Annotated in this window: 16 protein-coding genes; 5 read left to right on the forward strand and 11 right to left on the reverse strand. The window is 60.8% G+C overall.

Features of this window, described 5'->3' with window-relative positions; genetic code table 11:
• From EDF57_RS23310 to EDF57_RS23320, 3 genes are all read right to left on the reverse strand, one after another.
• The gene (locus EDF57_RS23310; RefSeq protein ID WP_134096073.1) at nucleotides 1-771 is read right to left on the reverse strand and encodes a molecular chaperone; all 771 of its coding nucleotides are present in this window, start codon (nucleotides 769-771) and stop codon (nucleotides 1-3) included.
• A 69-nt stretch (nucleotides 772-840) separates the two neighbouring features.
• Entirely contained in the window at nucleotides 841-1,455 is a 615-nt protein-coding gene (locus tag EDF57_RS23315; protein ID WP_134096074.1) for a hypothetical protein, read from the reverse strand.
• 155 nt (nucleotides 1,456-1,610) lie between these two features.
• Nucleotides 1,611-2,201 carry a hypothetical protein gene (locus EDF57_RS23320; RefSeq protein ID WP_134096075.1) on the reverse strand — a complete coding sequence of 197 codons (591 nt, stop codon included), beginning with the start codon at nucleotides 2,199-2,201 and terminating at the stop codon, nucleotides 1,611-1,613.
• 628 nt (nucleotides 2,202-2,829) lie between these two features.
• On the opposite strand from EDF57_RS23320, the gene EDF57_RS23325 reads away from it, so the two are divergent.
• The 4 genes from EDF57_RS23325 to EDF57_RS23340 all read left to right on the forward strand — a co-directional run bounded on the left by EDF57_RS23325 (nucleotide 2,830) and on the right by EDF57_RS23340 (nucleotide 6,491).
• Entirely contained in the window at nucleotides 2,830-3,402 is a 573-nt protein-coding gene (locus EDF57_RS23325; RefSeq protein ID WP_134096076.1) for a hypothetical protein, read from the forward strand.
• Between the two features lie 394 nt (nucleotides 3,403-3,796).
• The gene (locus EDF57_RS23330) at nucleotides 3,797-4,672 is read left to right on the forward strand and encodes an AraC family transcriptional regulator (protein WP_134096077.1); all 876 of its coding nucleotides are present in this window, start codon (nucleotides 3,797-3,799) and stop codon (nucleotides 4,670-4,672) included.
• A gap of 71 nt (nucleotides 4,673-4,743) precedes the next feature.
• Nucleotides 4,744-5,823 (forward strand): low specificity L-threonine aldolase, encoded by a 1,080-nt coding sequence (locus EDF57_RS23335; RefSeq protein WP_134096078.1) that lies wholly within the window; start codon nucleotides 4,744-4,746, stop codon nucleotides 5,821-5,823.
• A gap of 5 nt (nucleotides 5,824-5,828) precedes the next feature.
• Nucleotides 5,829-6,491, forward strand: a complete 663-nt coding sequence (locus EDF57_RS23340; protein ID WP_134096079.1) for an alanyl-tRNA editing protein — start codon at nucleotides 5,829-5,831, stop codon at nucleotides 6,489-6,491.
• 249 nt (nucleotides 6,492-6,740) lie between these two features.
• On the opposite strand, the gene EDF57_RS23345 is transcribed toward EDF57_RS23340, so the two are convergent.
• The 6 genes from EDF57_RS23345 to EDF57_RS23370 all read right to left on the reverse strand — a co-directional run bounded on the left by EDF57_RS23345 (nucleotide 6,741) and on the right by EDF57_RS23370 (nucleotide 12,503).
• A complete protein-coding gene (locus EDF57_RS23345; protein WP_208324943.1) occupies nucleotides 6,741-7,976 on the reverse strand; it encodes a RhtX/FptX family siderophore transporter in 1,236 nt (411 codons plus the stop codon).
• The gene (locus EDF57_RS26250) at nucleotides 7,976-8,224 is read right to left on the reverse strand and encodes a PepSY domain-containing protein (protein ID WP_166675372.1); all 249 of its coding nucleotides are present in this window, start codon (nucleotides 8,222-8,224) and stop codon (nucleotides 7,976-7,978) included. Before EDF57_RS26250 ends, EDF57_RS23345 begins: the two co-directional genes overlap by 1 nt.
• Nucleotides 8,146-9,012 carry a PepSY-associated TM helix domain-containing protein gene (locus EDF57_RS23355; RefSeq protein ID WP_134096081.1) on the reverse strand — a complete coding sequence of 289 codons (867 nt, stop codon included), beginning with the start codon at nucleotides 9,010-9,012 and terminating at the stop codon, nucleotides 8,146-8,148. The genes EDF57_RS26250 and EDF57_RS23355 overlap by 79 nt, the downstream gene beginning before the upstream one ends.
• Nucleotides 8,994-9,419 carry a hypothetical protein gene (locus EDF57_RS23360; protein ID WP_134096082.1) on the reverse strand — a complete coding sequence of 142 codons (426 nt, stop codon included), beginning with the start codon at nucleotides 9,417-9,419 and terminating at the stop codon, nucleotides 8,994-8,996. The genes EDF57_RS23355 and EDF57_RS23360 overlap by 19 nt, the downstream gene beginning before the upstream one ends.
• Entirely contained in the window at nucleotides 9,406-11,433 is a 2,028-nt protein-coding gene (locus EDF57_RS23365) for a TonB-dependent siderophore receptor (RefSeq protein ID WP_166675369.1), read from the reverse strand. The genes EDF57_RS23360 and EDF57_RS23365 overlap by 14 nt, the downstream gene beginning before the upstream one ends.
• A 230-nt stretch (nucleotides 11,434-11,663) precedes the next feature.
• Complete coding sequence (locus EDF57_RS23370) at nucleotides 11,664-12,503, reverse strand: AraC family transcriptional regulator (RefSeq protein ID WP_134096084.1); 840 nt, start codon at nucleotides 12,501-12,503, stop codon at nucleotides 11,664-11,666.
• A gap of 432 nt (nucleotides 12,504-12,935) precedes the next feature.
• Between EDF57_RS23370 and chrA the strand changes: the two genes are divergently transcribed.
• The gene (chrA, locus tag EDF57_RS23375) at nucleotides 12,936-14,126 is read left to right on the forward strand and encodes a chromate efflux transporter (protein WP_134096085.1); all 1,191 of its coding nucleotides are present in this window, start codon (nucleotides 12,936-12,938) and stop codon (nucleotides 14,124-14,126) included.
• A gap of 316 nt (nucleotides 14,127-14,442) precedes the next feature.
• On the opposite strand, the gene EDF57_RS23380 is transcribed toward chrA, so the two are convergent.
• Both EDF57_RS23380 and EDF57_RS23385 read right to left on the reverse strand, forming a co-directional pair.
• The gene (locus EDF57_RS23380) at nucleotides 14,443-15,819 is read right to left on the reverse strand and encodes a DUF1254 domain-containing protein (protein WP_208324944.1); all 1,377 of its coding nucleotides are present in this window, start codon (nucleotides 15,817-15,819) and stop codon (nucleotides 14,443-14,445) included.
• Nucleotides 15,820-16,187: 368 nt separating this feature from the next.
• Nucleotides 16,188-17,552 carry a sulfatase-like hydrolase/transferase gene (locus EDF57_RS23385; protein WP_134096086.1) on the reverse strand — a complete coding sequence of 455 codons (1,365 nt, stop codon included), beginning with the start codon at nucleotides 17,550-17,552 and terminating at the stop codon, nucleotides 16,188-16,190.
• Nucleotides 17,553-17,665 lie beyond the last annotated feature (113 nt).

Raw genomic sequence — 17,665 nt, forward strand, 5'->3', positions numbered from 1 at the left:
TCATTTGCTTCCGGCTGAATTCAGTTCGACCGAAAGGGTGCCGCCGGCATCCGGGAGTTCGACGTTGATGGGAAAAATTCGACTGGCTTTAGAAGGCACCAGTCCGAGGCCCATGCTCTCGCGGATCTCTTCGGGTTCGAAGGTCTTGCGATAAGCCTCGGAACCGTCCCCGCGCCGCTCGATCAGGGTCATGCGGTTGGTGGCGACGTAGCCGTAATTGGCACCGTCGTTGGCGATCGTGATGACCGGCTGCGGCTTCCCGGCCGCATCCGTGCCGACCTTGGCTTCGACGATCTTGAGCGAAGGCATATCGCCGTTCGTCCCGACGCTGACGAGCACCTTGAAGCGGTGAAGGACCTGGATCGCGTTCTGGCTTTCCGGCATGGCAACCGGAAGCTGGGCGATGGTCACATAGAAGTGTCGGCTTTCGCCTTCCAGCGGCTGACCGATCCACTGGACGCGGAACGCCTGGGACTGGTTGCCGCCAAGGGTCGCTTGGCTGGGGAACACGAGGACATCGTCGCTTTCGACTTCCTCAGCTTCGCGCAGTTCCCCATTCACGACATTGACTGGGTGGACCGTCACTTCGACGGGCACGGTGTCGGGGAAGGTATTCTGCAACGTGACGATGGCCGAAGTCCGGCGACCTGCCGTCTGGAGGTCGACCACGACGGGCTGCACGTTCAAAGCCAGGCTGGGGCCGGTGGTCGCCATCAGTGCGAGGAACGACAGCAGCGGGCGCAATGCGCGCCGGGCAAGAGGCGTGGTCATGAGCAAGATCTCGGGAAGCAGGGTCGGGAGAAGACGGAGGCGGACGCAAGCGTCCGCCTCCGAGCAACATCAGGCAGCCGGGGTCAGCTCGATCGAGACGTAACCCGAGTAGTTACCAGCAGCCAGCCGACGATCGGTCAGCGACGACCAGTTGGTGGCGGTGCGGCTGGAGCCGCTCGAGGAGGCGACAGCGGCGCCCTGGCTGGCAGCCTTGACGAACTGGACGCGGGTAGCGGCCGAGCTGAGGCTGTCGTGGCCGCCGAAGCGCTGAGCTACGGTCGAGCCACCGTCGGTCGAGGTCGAGTCGAGGGCCAGGCCGTTGATCGAGGTGTCGAGGTTGTAACGGATGAACTGGGCGAAATCGCCCTGGGCGAGGCCGGTGCCGGAAGCGCCGTCAAGGGCGAGCACGGCGCGGGCGACGCGGACGTTGCTGCCGCCGTTGTTGCAGAAGGCAACGACGCGCGCGTCGGTCAGCTTCTGGGCGATTTCTTCGGTAACGGTCGAACGGACCTTGGCATTGGCATCGGTGAGATCGCCCAGGGTGATCGACGAAGCCTGCGAAGAGATGCCGCACTTGCTGTCGACCTGCGCATTGATGTCGATGCGCGTATCGGCGGCGTTAGCCGAACCGGCGGCGACTGCGAAAACGGCTGCCGCGCTGGCGGCGAGGATCGAACGCTTCATATTCAACTCCTTGAGTATCTTGACGCAGGAACGCGTCGGAGAATTGAAGACCGCTTTCGCGGGTCTTGCGACTTGCACCGGCTACCGGGACAGGCGGCCGATGGTTGAGCGAAGCGTCGACCCAACGCTCCGCCCTCCGTGTGGGTGGACTGCAATTATGCGCGTGGCCCAACCACCAGAATGAGGGTGTCTTTGTAGCGGCCCGCCGCAAGGCGGGGCTGGTTAAGAGCTTGCGCCGCCCAGTCGATCGAGATCACGGCATTGCGACCGACACTGATCCCGGCGCCGGACTTGAGGCCGCGTCCGGGAACGAGGCTTGCGAAAGCGCACCGTCCGCCATCCGCCATCTCGTCGGACGCACAGGGCGCGCTGCGAACGGCGCCCTTGTCGGTTTCGAGCATGACCGAAACCCGGTAGCGCTTGCTGAAGGAAAAGCCCGAGCCGTCGTCGTTCGCATCGACATTCGTCAGCGCGCCGCGCTGCGACGTTACGCCCAGGGCATAAGGTGTGTTGCAGTCGAGCCCAACTGCTAGAGCGAAGTTGGCGACGCCTTCGAGATCGCGCGGTGCGGTGATGCTGGCTGGGCCGTTGTCGGCGAAGCCGCACCGTTCCTTGATGCGGGCAACGACATCGATCGCCACGGACTCCGTGGCAGCCTTTGCTGGCTCGATGATGAGCAACGCGGCAAGCAGTACGCTGCCGGCCTTGATGGCGGCAAGCGACAGCCGCCATGAATAGTCAATCATCATCAAGCCCCCGCTTAATGTGTGAACGGCATGATTAGCCCCTGTCGTCCACATCAGTACGCCCCGCACCGGGCGCCGTCGGGGGCTTAGAAAACCTAAGCAGCGGAAGCAATTGCTATATGTTAGTTAACAACAACTTTGCTCATTTTGGGACAGTTTGTGAGCAGACTATGAAGCGACATTCTTGAATTTGCGTCGAATTCCGGGCGATTCGGCATTGCTGGGCTGATCGCTGATGAAATCAAATCCCGCCTCGTCCTTCACTATGTTAGCTAAGACACACTAATGACGTTATGCGTTTTCACGCTGGCCGAAGCTGTCCAGTCTCGTGAGCCACGGAGCTGAAGCCGAAGGCCTCTGTCCATTTGCCATGCCCCAATCGATTACCCCATCCAGAGGTCAACATTCGCTGCCGGTTATGATATGGGCTGGCTTTAGCCGACACGCGCCGCATACTTACCGTCCGCAGATTGGCTTCGGATTTTCGCGTCTGAACGGCAACAAAGGGTCTGGCACGGAACGGCGAGCCCGGCAGCAAGCCCTCGAGATTTGATCGGGCTGCCAGGCACCCTTCCAATCTGGCGAGTGCGTCTTGCTGGAAATGTGAGCGGGGCATAGATGCGCGACCATGAAACCGATCGCTCCCGCTCAAATCGACGACCAAGTCATCCGCTTTGCTCGGATCGCGCTCAAGGGCGTGCCCGAGTGGATCGAGGTGGAGCCCCTGGAGGGAAGCGTGAAGACCGAGTGCTTCGATAACGTCGATCGGGCGATACGCGCCCATGGCGGCAAGGCGATCATGGGGTGGGTCATTTGGGAAAAGCCTGGCGTGTGGTTGGAGGCAGAGCACCACGCGATCTGGGAGGAACAGGACGGTGCCTGGCGCGACGTTACCCCCACGGTTGATGGGGAACCGCGCTTAGTGTTCGTGCCTGATGAAGAGGCGATTCGTACCCATCCTCGGTTTGGGCTACCGACCCGCTACGCCTCGATCTCCAAAGACCCGGTTGCGATCAATGCGATTAAGAAGGCTCAAAAGCTGATGGAGGTTCGCGCCGAGATTCTCGCCGCTGGGGGTATCAGCCCCAAGCTGATGCCGAAGGCGCAATTGGCGCACGAGCGCTTCATCAAAGCGCTGGAAGCGATCGACGCTAAACTCGCGGGGCAGGCCAAGGTCGAAAATGATGACACGCCTAAGTGATGGTGTGCCTACCGTCGTAGAGGGCGCGAGCGACAACAATCGAAAAGCGGAACGTCCGGACCTGAGTTGCGAAAATTGATGGCTGAACGACGATAAAGGGTCGGTTTTCCGGGCGTCTAACGCAGCGTAGTAGGACATTGCTGACGTTCCGCAGAGCCGCTTTGAACGAGCAGGATTTCCAGAACTGGACCTTTGCCGCCAGAAAGCCGTGCTGTAGTCATCGTCAAATGGGCGGCATCGGCGCCAGCGTGATCAATGATCACGCTTATCCGAGCTATATATGCAAGCACCACTCTTGGGAGGTCGCAGCGCAACGTCGGTGGCGAAGATTCGATATTCGCGGGCCAGTTCCCTATATTCTGGACTAAATGGATTCGGAGTTGTGTCACCTAAAATGACAAAGGCATCGCACGATCTGGACGAGGCCCACGGCAAGGGCGTTCAACGGCGCGGCCGTCCTCCGCAGAATCGCGCGGTAATGAGGCACGCCGAATGGCTGGGCGGATTAGAGTATTTTCGGGCGCAATTCCAAAAGCATGATTTCCCCAAGCACTTTCACGACGACTATCTGATCGGCGTCATCGAGCGGGGCGTTCATGATGTATGGTGTCGTGGCGAACTTTGGCACGCAGACGTCGGATCGTTGGCAACCTTCGCTCCAGGCGAGCCGCATCTGGGGGGGGCCGGCATCGAGACGGGGTGGAGCCAGCGTATCCTCTATCTTCCGGAAGGTCTGGTTCACCATGCTTTGGACGATGCCGGGATGCCTGTCTCAGGAACGCTTGATTTTACCGCGCCCTTCCAACGCGATGCGACAGTTCTGCACGAGCTCAATCAGCTCTGGATTGTGCTAGTGAGTGAAGTCAGCACATCGCTCCAGATCGAAGAGCACCTCTTGCAGTTTCTTCCTCGGCTCGTGCGCCAAACCAGCAAACAGGGGCGATCTAATGGTGGGCGAGCGCCTATGCCGCTGCGCGACGCTCGCGAATATCTGCATGCGCACGCCGACGAGGCAGTTCACCTGGACACTCTGGCCCAAATCGCGGGCTGCTCGAAGACTGCACTCATAGATGCCTTCAAAGCCCATTTCGGGCTCTCTCCACACCGTTACCTCATTCAGCTTCGCGTAGATTCCGCACGTCAGCTTCTACGGCAAGGCATCGACATCGCAGAAGTAGCCCTCGCGGTCGGTTTCGCGGACCAAAGCCATCTGACGCGCCATTTCAAGGCCGTACTAGGTGTCACTCCGGCTCGATATCTGGCCGCTTGAATATCGTTCAATAAACGATGGCAATGAACCGCTAGATCGCGGCACTCAGTAAGCCACAAAGTGTCGAGAGCATGACCACGAACCACGTTATTCGCCCCCGCGTCTTCACTAGCGACAATGTCGCGGGCGCTTCCCCCGAAATGATCGCTGCCGTCGCAGCCTGCAATTCCGGCCCTGCCATGCCGTATGGCAATGACCCGCTCACGCTAGCGGTGGAGCAGAAGCTGGCGGAGGTTTTCGAACGAGAAGTCGATGTGTTCCTCGTCTCGACAGGATCTGCAGCAAATGCGCTTGCGCTCGCCGCCGTAACCCCTCCGTGGGGGAGCGTGCTTTCGCACTCCGATGCTCACATCAACCGGGACGAATGCGGAGCTCCCGAATTCTACACCGCCGGTGCAAAGCTCGTTCAGATTCCCGGTGCTGCAGGTAAGATCGATCCTGATATTCTCGCTGCCAATGCGAACAAAATGGTGGGCGACGTCCACTCGGTTCAGCCCTCTAGCGCGAGCATCACGCAGGCCACCGAAGTTGGCACCTTGTACGGCCTCGATGAGATCGGAGTAATTGGCGAAATCTGCCGGGGCGCTGGTGTGGCGCTGCACATGGATGGCGCCCGATTTGCCAACGCCCTGGTGACGCTCGGCTGTTCGCCTGCAGAAATGACGTGGAAGGCGGGCGTGGATCTCGTCTCGTTTGGGGCAACTAAAAACGGCACTTTCGGCGTTGATGCGGTGGTGTCGTTCCGCAAGGAGCTGTCAAGTTCACTGGCTTTCCGTCGCAAGCGTGCTGGACAGCTCAGTTCCAAGATGAGGTTCATGGCTGCTCAGATGGACGCTTACCTCAAGGATGGGCTTTGGCTGCGCAACGCAACCCATGCCAACCGCATGGCGCAGACCCTCGCGGCCGGCCTAACGAGCATTCCAGGCGTAGAGATCCAACAGGAGCCTCAGGCAAACATCCTTTTCTGTCGCTTGCCCTTACCGATGATCTCGGGCCTGCTCGATCTCGGCTTCAAGTTCTATCACGACCGGTGGGAGCCAGGTGTCGTGCGATTTGTTACGGCCTTTTCAACCTCGGACGATGAAGTCGCCGATCTCGTCACCCAAGCTCGTGCAGTCGCGACCAAGTCCACCTTGTTGGAGGCGCGGTAAGCACCATGGCCATCAAACGCTACCTTGCCGACCCAGCCCTCTATGGCAGTGTTCAAGTCATAGCAATAATCGACGGGCAGCGGCCCGCAGTGCGCCTCGCGGAAACCCCGTTCCATGTTCAGGGCGGAGGTCAGAAGGCTGACCGGGGAACGATCGGCGGGGTGGATGTGACCGACGTCCGACAATCATCAGATGGCGGCATCGACCACTTGGTGACCGACACCAGCGGGCTAGAGGTCGGCCGGACCTATTCATTTGCGGTCGATCCTGAATGGCGAAATCTGAACGCCAACTATCACAGCGCTGGGCATCTTCTCGCTGCCGTTTGTGAATCTCGATTTCCCGGCATCTTCGCCGCCGCCGGCCATCAGTTTCCCGGCGAAGCACGTGTAGACTTTTGCGTCGAGGCTGCGCAGCCAAGCACAGTCGACGATTTGATGGGTGCGTCGAATGCCATTGAAGCGGCAGTTTGTGCAGAGATCGCAAAGGCGTTGCCGATTGCAATCGTAGGCGATCCATTTGTGGATCGCTCATGCCAGGTCGGTGATTTCCCCGTCATCGCCTGCGGCGGCACTCATGCGATCTCAACTGCGGACATTGGCAAATTCTCAATCCGGTCGATCAAACGGAAAGGCCCGCTAATTCGGGTTGGTTACGAGCTCATCTGAAATAGGCAAATTAATTTTACCCGGAGGTGACGCCGGATTGCGAAGCAGCGCGGTGATCGTAACGGCGACTCATGTGCCGCATTGACCAGTATCCGCCGCCACTAGCAGGCCAAGGAAACTTGCGGCGCGATCCTGGCAGTCGGATTTGACAGGCTCAACCGGCGGCTTTTGGCGGGACCGCACGATCATCCGCAATGTCACGAATGACCCGCTTTGGTCGCTTGCCGGCACATGTTTGGCGGAGAAGCGCTAACCCGAGCGTGGGATTCGAACGTCACTGACATCTTTGCTGCGTGTAACCACGACCAGGACCAAGAACAGCGCGAGAATAACTGGCATGATAAAGGCGATGCCATATCCCAGCGACGCAGCAAGCGCGGTGCCTGCAACGCCAGCGCCGATTTCCCCCGTATCGCGCATGCTCTGCACCGCCGTCATGTCGGTGCCGGCCTGATGGGATTGTGATGCAAAGTTCATGGCCCAGGTCATCGCGCCCATCGAGCCCGCGCCGCTGCCGATAGATCCGGCGACCACAGCGACGAGAACCAACGGCATCGACAGCGCAACCACGCTCGATGCAATGAGCATCCATGTCGCTGCGGATACGACGAGGCACACCCCTGCTACCGTCAACAGCGAGCGCAATCCCACCCTGTTCAACAGCCACGCGCCCCCGCCGCAGCCGATCAGGATTGTCACCGCGCCGCCCGTCGTCCCGACCAGACCGATAGCTTCCATGCTCCACCCCCGGTCGACCAGGAGCAGCTTGAACAAGCCAAAGGTGGCACTGGCGCTCATGGCAACCAGCAGCGCCAGCGCGAGAATGCGGACGGCTCCCCGACGACGCAGAAACCGCTTCAGGCTTGCAGATTCTCGGGCCTGCTCCCGCGGTGCCTGCGGCTCGTGCCAAAGCGCTGCCAGCAATAGCGCCATCGCGACAATACCGGCCAAGCCAACCATGCCAGCCATGCGTCCAAACAGTCCGGAAATGATCAGGAAGCCACCACCGCCCAGAAAGAAGCCCACCATCGTGCCACCGACCTGAACCGCATTGGCCCGCGCCAGCATCGGACCTGAGAAGTTCTCGACGGCCAGCCCATCGGTAGCGGTATCCTGCGTTGCCGATGCCAGCGAAGCGAGCGTGAAAAGAGCGATGGCGATGCGGGAGCCCGCCGCCTCGAAGCCAACCAGGGCGGCGGCGAGAAGGCAGGCTACTATTACGACCTGCATCGGCAGGATCCAGCTACGCCGCTTGCCAAGACGCGGGGACCAGTGATTATCGACCCATGGCGCCCAAAGGAATTTGATGATCCAGGGAATACCTACCAGCGGCAGGAAGGCCAGCGCACTAAGGGGAGCGCCATCGCGGCGCAGAAGCGTGGGCAAGGCTTCCATCGCCAGCCCCATCGGTATGCCTTGCGTTATATAAAGCAAGGCGATGACGCAAAGCAGGCGCAGATCACGCGAAAGCGGCATAGATGGCATCAGGACAGTCTTTCGATTACTTTGCGGCGTCGCGGTCGACGGACCAGCCAGAGGCGGGTTCCGGTAACGACAAGCGTGACAGGGAGCAGAGAAAGCAGCAGATAGAGGACACGCACGGCACCGCTGCTCCACAGTCCGGTGTGCAGGGACTTGGCGGCGATCATCACTTTCATGAAGCCCGGCTGCGGGCGATCGGGCGTGACCGTACCGCGGTGCGGGTCAAAAGCGAGCGAGCTGGACTTGGCCAGGGCAACGCCGAGCGATCCAGCAACATGACGGTTACCGGACCGCTGCCGTCCCCCGGCATGATGCCCATGATCTCAGACCCCGGTTTTACAGCAAGGGCAGTTCGGGCCGCTAGAGCGATACGCGGCGGCGATGCATGGGCAGCCACCGTCGATGATGCGGGCCTGCGCCCGCCCAGCATCTTGAAGCCCAGCAGAAAGGCGCCGCTGGTCGCCCATAAAAGCAGCATCGCCATCCCGACCAGACCGGCCCACTTGTGAAGGGAGACGGAAGGCGAAGCACCATGCCAGTGTACCCTCCGCAAGACCCGCAGCCGCGCACGCATGATCGCGAACCCGGACACAGCCAGCACGATCACCCCGAAAGCGGTCAGCAGGACGAGTATCTTGCCACCCGCCCCCAGCAGCAGGGCATTATGCAAATCGAGCAACACAGTACGAGGCGAACTGTCGCTGCTGAACGGGATGCCGAGAACCCCGCTGTTGCCGTCGAAATGAACGATCCTTGGCTTATGGTCGGCCCCATTGAGCATGATCGTCCAGCCAGCGGCGGTCGATGCGGGCGGCAGCACCAATTGCACTCGGGCGCCGGGCACTGCTCCCGGATCAGCAAGCGCGCGATCGATGCCCGCTGGCGCTGTAGGCGAGGTATAGGCCGCGTCCAAGGATGGCAGGATCAGGAGCGCGATGCCGCTGAGCACCACCAGCGTCATCGGCAGCAGGCAAAAAAGGCCGATCCAACGATGCGCCTTCCACAAGATCGGCCGTAGTTTCACGAGGCGTCTCGGCATGGCCGCATCCGGGTGCCGCCCGCAGGTGTCACGAACAGCAACCGCGACGGCTCACGCAGGAGCAGACGGTGCCATGTGCCCGGCGCGACCACGCATCCCTGCCCCGAGGCCAGAGATACCAGGTCGGTTTGCGTCTCGCCTTCTCTCGCGAAAGCGATATCGATCGCGCCGTCGAGCAGGAAAAGCACCTCGTCACCATCCGGGTGCATTTCCCAAGTGTCAGGGTGCAAATCCGTTGGATCGACGGGTGTCGCCATCCCGACGACGCGCTGGCCCGCCGCGCAGTTGATCTCCCGCCACGCATCCGGCGAGCGGGGCAGCGGGCAGGCAGCGAGCCCGGCAGCATCCAGTCGAACCAGAGTCTCCATAGCGGAGAAGATGGTGGCCCCCACTTCAGTATCGGACACGGAGCGTGGCCATGGCGCTGCGCGGATCGCCATACCAGTTGTTCCACTGCGTGCCGCCTATCGAGGCGAAGTAGCGCTTGTCGAACAGGTTATCGACGTTGAGGCCAAGTTCGACCTTGGGGGTGATCGCATAATCGGCGCGCAGGCCAACCACGGCATAGGCGCCCTGAGTCATCTTCACACCCGAACTGACGAGGTGATAGCTGCTCTGCCAGTTCACGCCGAGACCCAAGCCCAGCTTGCCCTCCAGCGCGGACGGCCGGTAATGCGTCCAGAAACGCACCATGTGGTGCGGCGTGAACGAGGCGAACGCGGTGCCCTCGCTGCTGCTGGCGGCGCCCGTGGCGGTACGATCGCGCAGATATTCGGTATCGACATAAGTGTAGCCCGCCTGGATCGTCCAGTCGCGTGTCAGCTCGCCCTGCAACTCGGCATCAATACCCTTGCTGGAAACCTTGCCGTCGGCAATGTAGGCGCAGGTCGATCCGGTGACGCACGGATGGTCGGGGTCGAGTTGTGCACGGTTCGACTGGTGGATGCGGAACAGCGCCAGCGACCCGTTGAGCTTGCCGCCCAGCCATTCGCCCTTGATGCCCGCCTCGATGTTGCTGCCGGTAACGGGATCGAGGACATCGCCCTCATAGGTGAGATAGTTCTGCGGCGCGAAGATCGAGGCATAGCTGGCATAGACGCTGAAAGGCCCGCCGACTTTCCAGACCAGGCCGCCATAGGGCGTGAATTCACGGCTGACCTTGTAAGCACCAGTCGGCGTCAGCGGGCCGCCGATGGTCGCCTGCCGGATCGTCTCGGTTTCCCACCAGCTGACCCGGCCGCCACCGATCACGGTCAACGGATCTGCCAGCTTGAGCCGCAGCACGGCATAGCCGCCATATTGTTTGGTGTTTGTAGTCTGCACACCGGCCCAGGTCTTCGTCGCCGGCTCGGCAACGCTGATCGGATTGTCGGAGAACAGATCCACCGACTGGCCGAGGCCCGGCAGGCTGTAAGAGGTCTGACGGGTGTGTCCGTCCCAATAGTTCGCGCCGAAGATTATCTGGTGGTGCTGGCCCAGCAGATCGAACCCGCCAGAGATATAGCCGTCCAGATCGGTTTCACGGTTGCGGAAATCATAGGCGCCGCCATAGACGATGGGACCAAGCCCGGTCGTTCGGCTCACCGTGCCATAGGCAGCGGCATAGGTCATGTCGCTGTCGCCGATGATCCGGCTGACCGCCAGCTTGCCTTCCCAGTCTCCGCCAAAATTATGGCGAAGTTCGGCGAACATCTGCACGTTGTTCCAGTTTCGGGTGGACCAGTCCGCCGCGGTGCTGCGCGAGCGCGGGATGTCGAGGGTTCCACCGTCTGCATAGCGAGGTATGCCCATGGATATGCCTTTGTCGCGCACGTCCTGCCACTTGATCGTCGCCGCCAACACCGTATCCGGCGTCACGTTCCATTCGAGCGTGCCATAGGCCATGAACTTGCGGCGGTGGCCGTTGTCATAGAAATAGTCCCGGTCCTCGGCCACGCCTACTACACGGGCGCGCAGGTCGCCTGAAGCGGTAAGCGGGATCGAGATGTCGCCCTCTGCGCGGTAGTTGTTCCAGCTGCCGGCGCTAAGGGTCGCTTCTGCCGCCAGATCCCGTCCGGGACGCTTGCGCACAAGATTGATCGTGCCCGATGGATTGCCAGTACCTTGCAACAGGCCACTGGCTCCGCGCAGAAGCTCAACCCGTTCGTAGATCGCCATGTCCTCGGTATTGACCGCCTCGTTCCATCCGGAGGTCGGGATGCCGTCGAAATTGAGCGTGTCGATCACGAAGCCACGCGAGTAATAGGCGGTGCGTAGCCGCGTCCCCGGTTGCACCGTGACGCCCGGCGTGTTCTTCATCACGTCGTCAAGCGTGATGAGGCGCTGCTCGTCGAGACGCACGCGCGTGATGATGCTGATGGTCTGCGGTGTTTCCGCGATCGTAAGCGGCAGCTTGGTGCCAACACCGACACCTTCGGGCAAGGCGGCCGTGACGACAATCTCTGATGCCGAACTACCGTCACCAGCTTCTTCAGCCCGCGCCGATGCGGATGAAAGAGCACCGGAAACGCAGGCAAGCGCACAGCCAGCGCGAAGCGCTGTTCGGAAAGAAGCGGACATCTCGGAAAACCCCATTCATGCGAACGATTATCAATAGGGTTGCCCCTACCGCTTCAAGTCCGCCGTGTCTTTTCGATTTCCGGTCGGAATTTTCAGATTTTCATCCCTTGCGTCCCATGGCGGGAGATCGCACCTGGCGTGAAGCCAAAGCGGCGCGCGAAGGCTGTGGTGAAATGTGGCAGCGTGTAGCCCACTGCTTCAGAAACCAACGTAGCCGACATTCCCGCATCTAACAGTCGCCAGCCTTCGCGAAGGCGCAGTTCGCGCAAATGCTCGCTGATCGAACACCCATACAGCCTACGGAAACCGGTGGTCATGGTCCGAATGCCAAACCCGAACCGCCGGGCAAGAACATCAAGGGTAGGAGCATTGCGCCAGTGTTCGGACAGATAGGCGTGCAGTTCACGAAGGCGCTTCGCCTCCGCCGCATTGGCAAGCGCCACTTCACCTGCCGGGGTCGGTGATCCCAGCAGGTCGATCGCCAACGCAGCCAGTTCCATTGCCTTCCCTGCAGCATGAAGACGACCGGCTGCACCCTCGAAGGGGCTGTGCAGTATGGAGTTCGCCACGCTTGCCATGGCCAGCGGGGTCGCTCGGCTGACATGCCGTACGTCTGTCGCATCGGTAAGATCGCCATCAAGCACGTCGCTGACCAGCGCGGCGTCCAGGAAGAGCGTGAGATAATGGAGCCGGCAGCCCTTCTTAAAACTATGATCGAGCTGCCAGGGACGGCTGCTGATGAAGTAACTGGTTTCAGCCGCTCGCTGGATCTGGGGTCCAGCGCCGTCGACATGGAGCGCGAAGCTACCTTCGATCAGGAAGGCCAGCTTGATGCCGCCCTCAAGCGTTTCCACTGCTCGCTCTTCCTCATCAAACCCTGCATACCCGCCGCTTAGCAGAATTTGAGGTGTAGGATGGGACGTCCAGTTCATCTTTATATTGCCGGTTTGAACGAAGGTACAAACATCGAGCCTGACCCAAGGGAGGCTCACATCAGGCGACCGATAGTCTATTTGAAAATCACTCGCAATAGCGCGAGTGCTTTGAGTTCGTGATGTTCGCGGGCGTTATAAGGGCGCAGCGATGGCATGGGAACGGCAAGTCTTGGGACGAAAGGCCGTTCACATTTTATGCGGCCAGCGGCGTGTTTTGGTCGCGTGCTGCCGGAAGCGGAACGCCCCCGTCGTGGGACATTTCTGCCGTTCAAAAGTTTAACTTGGAACGACGGGATTGGTCTGAGAAGCGGCCCTTGACGCGGCATCTGCATTCAACGATAAGTTTCCTATCGGGCAGTGCGGGCGCCCGATCAGACGGCATCCGTCCAAGTCCGCTCCATTTGCCGCTTCTGCGGTAGAGGAGCGTTTATGGATTACACGGCCACTGACAAGCATCTCCCGTTGATCAGCCTTCCCGCACTTTTTCTGAAGTTCCTTCGTTTTGGCTTCCTCGCCTTTGGCGGGCCTGTGGCCCAGATTGCCATGCTGCGTCAGTCACTGGTCGAAGAGGAGCGGTGGATTGACCGTTCCCGCTTCAACAAGCTGCTCGCGATCCTGCAAGTTCTCCCAGGACCTGAAGCCCATGAACTCTGCGTCCACTTCGGCATTGTTGCGCGGGGCCGGATTGGCGGGCTTCTCGCAGGGCTAGGCTTCATGCTGCCCGGTTTCGCCCTGATGCTGCTAGCTGGCTGGGTCTATGTCTCTTGGATAGCGGGACACGAAATGTGGAGCGGGCCGCTTCTGGGCGTCCAGATCGCTGTACTCGCGATCATCCTGCGCGCCGTTTTCCGGATCGGCGAGCATATCCTTATGTGTCGGCTGACATGGGCGATCGCCTCGGGTAGCGCCCTGCTCACGCTTACAAATGTGCCGTTCTGGTTGCCGCTCGTTGGCGGCGCGGCAATTTATGCGTTTGCTCACAGGCGTTATCTGGCCGTTGCCGTCGCTGTCTTCACCGCAGGCCTGGCCGCCTGTCTCCATTTGCTTCCCGGCGGACAAGCGGCCCTCACCATTACTCATGAGCCCTCAACAGTCGCTTCCCTCTTCATCGCCGGTCTAAAGGGCGGGCTGCTGACCTTTGGCGGTGCCTACACCGCAATTCCCTATGTCCGCGCCGACACAGTGGGGCGTGGCTGGTTGAGCGACGCCACATTTCTCGACGGGATCGCGCTGGCAGGAGTTCTTCCCGCCCCGCTCGTGATCTTCGCAACATTCGTCGGCTATGCTGCGGGCGGACTGCCCGGCGCGATCGCGATCACGGCTGGCATGTTCGTCCCTGCATTTGCCTTCTCGCTCATTTTCTACGAGCGGTTGGAAGCGATCGTCGATCATCCTGCGCTTCAACGGGCACTGGAAGGCGTTGCGGCAGCAGTGGTCGGCATCATCGCCGCGACCTTCTTGCAACTGGGCGAGGCAGCATGGTTGCGCATATCCTCGCTGCCACTGGCGCTGATGCTGTTTTGTTTCGCCTTGATCGCCGCAGGGCGCTTGAAGGGAGCGTGGGTAACGCCCGCGATACTGGCCTCCGGCGCATTGGTTGGTGCCGCCGCTTCGCTATGATCGAGTCGCCCGGCGGCCGTTTGCGTCGGTTCTCGACATGCGCGACAACTGATGTCCACAAGCAGGCTTGGTTGCAAACTGCCGGAACCGGAACGTCCGCACCCAGGGGCGTCGAAATGAAGACTGAACGGCAAGGATGGGTCGGCTGTGATGGGCCGGGCCTGGGACATTGTTGCCGTTCGCGCGCATGATCTGAGGGACGGTTTCCGCCGATAGCGGCTGTTCCCCGACGTCCGCCGGAACGACTTGATTTGGGCCGGCTTCCGACAGCCGACTTCCTCCCGCAACGATCAACGGCGAGGTAAGCCCTCCGAAGTCAGGTCGACTTCAGAATCTTTGGCGGCTGCCAGCTGCCGTCAAGGATGCTCTCCTTGCCCCAATATGCGCGGATGTAGAGCGAGAAGGCGCCGTCAGGTGCAGGCAGCCAGTTGCTCTCCTTGTCCGCGCCCGGCGATTGCGCGCCGATGTGGAGCGTCAGCGAGCCGTCCGCCCCACGCTGAAGCGATTTGTTCTTGGTACCCAGCGAATAACGATTGAGCCCGTTGGGATGGAAAAAATGATGCTCGTTGTAAAGCGTCAGCGACCAGAAGCCGTTTACCGGCGGTTCCTCCCCGGCAGGAAAGGTCACTTCATAAGCGAACTGTCCGTCGAGCGAGACCCCATCGGCATCGAAATCTGTATAAAAATACTGGGTTTCCTCGGGCTTGTTGTCGAACATGTTCGACTTCGACGTGCCCGTGCGATCGTAGTAGTCAATTCCCCACCGGGCGTTGTTGGTGGATCGGTTCCAACCATTTCCAGCGGGGCGCCCGTTATGCTCCCACTGATGGAAAGTCTTGATGATCGAAGCCTCGGCATCCTGCGCCGCTTCGAGCAACGCCTGCTTGATTGACGGATCGCGCTTCGCGGCCACAAGAATCTGGCGGAACTGCGCATAGAGTGACTCTTCGCCGGGAAGCGGCGGCACCCCCTCCAGTACCTGATCCAGTTCGTCGAAGAAGGTTTCCGGGACCACCCACTTGGTTTCGGCACCGTCGGTTGACTGCGGCCCCGGTATCGTCGGCGCCTTGCTCCATTCGGTTGTCTTCATCATTCCGTCGAACTCGCTGAGCGGGTAGGCGACGATCTGATTGATAATTGTTTGGATGGCAGCACGATCCTCGTCGGTATCGTCCATGAAGCAGCGGGGGATGATGTTGGCGAGTTCGGTGGGGGAACGGACGACCTCGGTAATGCCCTGCGGTACCTCGCCCTTCCAGTTGGGGCCGGCCATCAGATAGAACCCTGGCTTTGAGCCATAGGGCTTGCCGATGTCCGCATATTGGTCCGTGCGCGCGTCATATAGCGCGTAGACCCAGAAGCGGTCTCCGAAGTCGGGTACCTGTACGACGGCGGGTTCCTTATCGAGATCGAAGAAGCCGAGGCCATAGACCACGTCCTGGTTGGGACAGGCGATGAAGGTTTGATCGGGCGCGATATAGTCATGGAGCATCCCGATACGCCCGCGCGGCGCGCACGGCAGGACGCCATTGAGCAAGCCGGGTTGCGGTGCTTTGGTGATCGCCGCGCGCCGATTGATCATGTTCACCATGGGCCAGCCCCAGATGTAGGCGGCGGTTCCAACGGCCTTGGCGTAGGCGGGAAACATCACGACGTCGGCAGCAGGCTGAGCCACGAAACTGGTGTCGGTCATCCGGGCACTCCGCAGAAGTGGCCATCGGACGACGCAGACCGATTCTTGGCCAGGTGGGTGGTGCCGAACTTTGCTTTGCGGGAGGACTTGAGCCATCGGGGTTTACCCCCAGATGCCTTGATGCTTCTATCTGCCGTGGCGGCAAACAGCTGCTTTTGGCTAGAGAAGCCGTTCATCGGGCGGTCTGGGAGTGACCAGCTTTGGTCGACACCTGCCGGGTTAGCGGACGGTCTGCAGGTGGGATGAGAAATTTGGACACGGAGTGGCCGGAAAGGGTCGGAACCGGTCGGTCGAACGACAGGAAAGCAATTTACTACGTCTACTGGGATACGCTGACAAAGCAGGCATCACTGGTCTTCAAACCGCAACTAGCCGTCCGTTGAGGGTCGCGGCACCAGATCCAACGGCGCCCCAAGTGGAATGAGGGGCTCCCGAGCGACGCTGTCGGCAAAGTCGCCAATCAGGCGATTAAAATGGGTCGCTGTCCACGAATGGAGATAGGGAAGACTGGTCGCCTCTCGTTCCTGGGGATCGATGATCAGGTTGACGATGTGTGGGGTTGCGAGCTTCGTCGGTGCCTCGGTGAAATACTTCTGAATCACCATGACCAGCTTGAAGTTCTGCCATTTTACGCCGTACATTTCGTCGCCCATCCAGTAGATGTAGCTTTCGCGGGCGGAGGCCGGGCTCTTTCCGGTGAGCCAGTCGAACTGGTCGACGCCATCGATAACCCGGTCCGTGGGCGGAGCCACGTTCGCCGCCCGCAGCAGCGTTGGGAACCAGTCGACCACATGCATGATCTCGTCGCTGGCCTCGCCGCGCAGGATATTTCCTGGCCAGCGCACGATGCAGGACGTGCGCAGGTTACCCTCGCCCCCCCCGAAATAGGATCCCTCCCAATAGCCGGGCGATCCACGCCAGAGCAGGACTTCCTCGGGACCATTGTCTCCAGCAAAGACGACGATGGTATTGTCGGCGATCTCTAGTTCGCCCAGCAGGTCCAGCAGGGTGCCGAAATCGGCATCGAGTTCGGCGAGGCTGTCAGCCCAGTCACCCTGGCGGGTGGTGCCCTTGAACTCCTCGCGCGGGATTACCGGCAAATGCATCATTGAATGATTGAAGTAGATGTAGAACGGCGTTTCTGATGCGGCGGCTCGTCGGATAAAGGCCTCCGCGCGTGTCAGGTACTCGCGGTCGCAATCGCGCCGCGTTTCGAGCGTGAGTTGCGCCCCTTCGGTGACGTCAGTATCGCCGCGCCGGATCTCGACCATGCGGCTGACCGGGTCGCGGACTGGATCGTACCAGGGATCGGCGGGCCACAGCGCTTCGTCATAGGTGCGGGGCGGGCCATACCATTCCTCGAAACCCTTGTCCGTCGGCCAGCGCCCTGGGCCCTCGCCGACGTGCCATTTCCCATAGGCCGCGCAGCCATAGCCCGCCGGCGTCAGCATATCCGCGATCGTCTTCTCCCAAGCCACGAGCCCCCACCGGGGCACGGCAAAGGGCACTGTGTGCGTCCCTGAGCGAATTGCGTGCCGCCCGGTCATCAGCGCCGAACGCGTTGGGGTGCACTGCGATTCCGGGCAATAGTTGGTTAGCCGCATGCCCTCTTTAGCGAAGGCATCGATCCGGCTCGTCGTGGCACCTCGGAACGGTCCCCCCGAATAGCAGCTGAGTTCGCCAAAGCCGAGATTGTCCACGTGGAAGAACAGGATGTTCGGTTTCTCTGCCATCGCGCTCCCCGCCTAGTTTGCGACAAAGCTAGCGGGTGACGCGGGCATGATCCATCCGGTCAGGCCCTGAGATCACCGCAGAATGTACCCTATGTCGGCGAATTCATAGCGGT

Source organism: Novosphingobium sp. PhB55, from assembly GCF_004368805.1.
Lineage (GTDB): Bacteria > Pseudomonadota > Alphaproteobacteria > Sphingomonadales > Sphingomonadaceae > Novosphingobium.

Excerpts from the sequence above, each read along its gene's own strand:
- EDF57_RS23310 (WP_134096073.1), bottom strand. The coding sequence starts at position 771 with ATGACCACGCCTCTTGCCCGGCGCGCATTGCGCCCGCTGCTGTCGTTC.
- EDF57_RS23315 (WP_134096074.1), bottom strand. The coding sequence starts at position 1,455 with ATGAAGCGTTCGATCCTCGCCGCCAGCGCGGCAGCCGTTTTCGCAGTC.
- EDF57_RS23320 (WP_134096075.1), bottom strand. The coding sequence starts at position 2,201 with ATGATTGACTATTCATGGCGGCTGTCGCTTGCCGCCATCAAGGCCGGC.
- EDF57_RS23325 (WP_134096076.1), top strand. The coding sequence starts at position 2,830 with ATGAAACCGATCGCTCCCGCTCAAATCGACGACCAAGTCATCCGCTTT.
- EDF57_RS23330 (WP_134096077.1), top strand. The coding sequence starts at position 3,797 with ATGACAAAGGCATCGCACGATCTGGACGAGGCCCACGGCAAGGGCGTT.
- EDF57_RS23335 (WP_134096078.1), top strand. The coding sequence starts at position 4,744 with ATGACCACGAACCACGTTATTCGCCCCCGCGTCTTCACTAGCGACAAT.
- EDF57_RS23340 (WP_134096079.1), top strand. The coding sequence starts at position 5,829 with ATGGCCATCAAACGCTACCTTGCCGACCCAGCCCTCTATGGCAGTGTT.
- EDF57_RS23345 (WP_208324943.1), bottom strand. The coding sequence starts at position 7,976 with ATGCCATCTATGCCGCTTTCGCGTGATCTGCGCCTGCTTTGCGTCATC.
- EDF57_RS23355 (WP_134096081.1), bottom strand. The coding sequence starts at position 9,012 with ATGCCGAGACGCCTCGTGAAACTACGGCCGATCTTGTGGAAGGCGCAT.
- EDF57_RS23370 (WP_134096084.1), bottom strand. The coding sequence starts at position 12,503 with ATGAACTGGACGTCCCATCCTACACCTCAAATTCTGCTAAGCGGCGGG.
- chrA (WP_134096085.1), top strand. The coding sequence starts at position 12,936 with ATGGATTACACGGCCACTGACAAGCATCTCCCGTTGATCAGCCTTCCC.
- EDF57_RS23380 (WP_208324944.1), bottom strand. The coding sequence starts at position 15,819 with ATGACCGACACCAGTTTCGTGGCTCAGCCTGCTGCCGACGTCGTGATG.
- EDF57_RS23385 (WP_134096086.1), bottom strand. The coding sequence starts at position 17,552 with ATGGCAGAGAAACCGAACATCCTGTTCTTCCACGTGGACAATCTCGGC.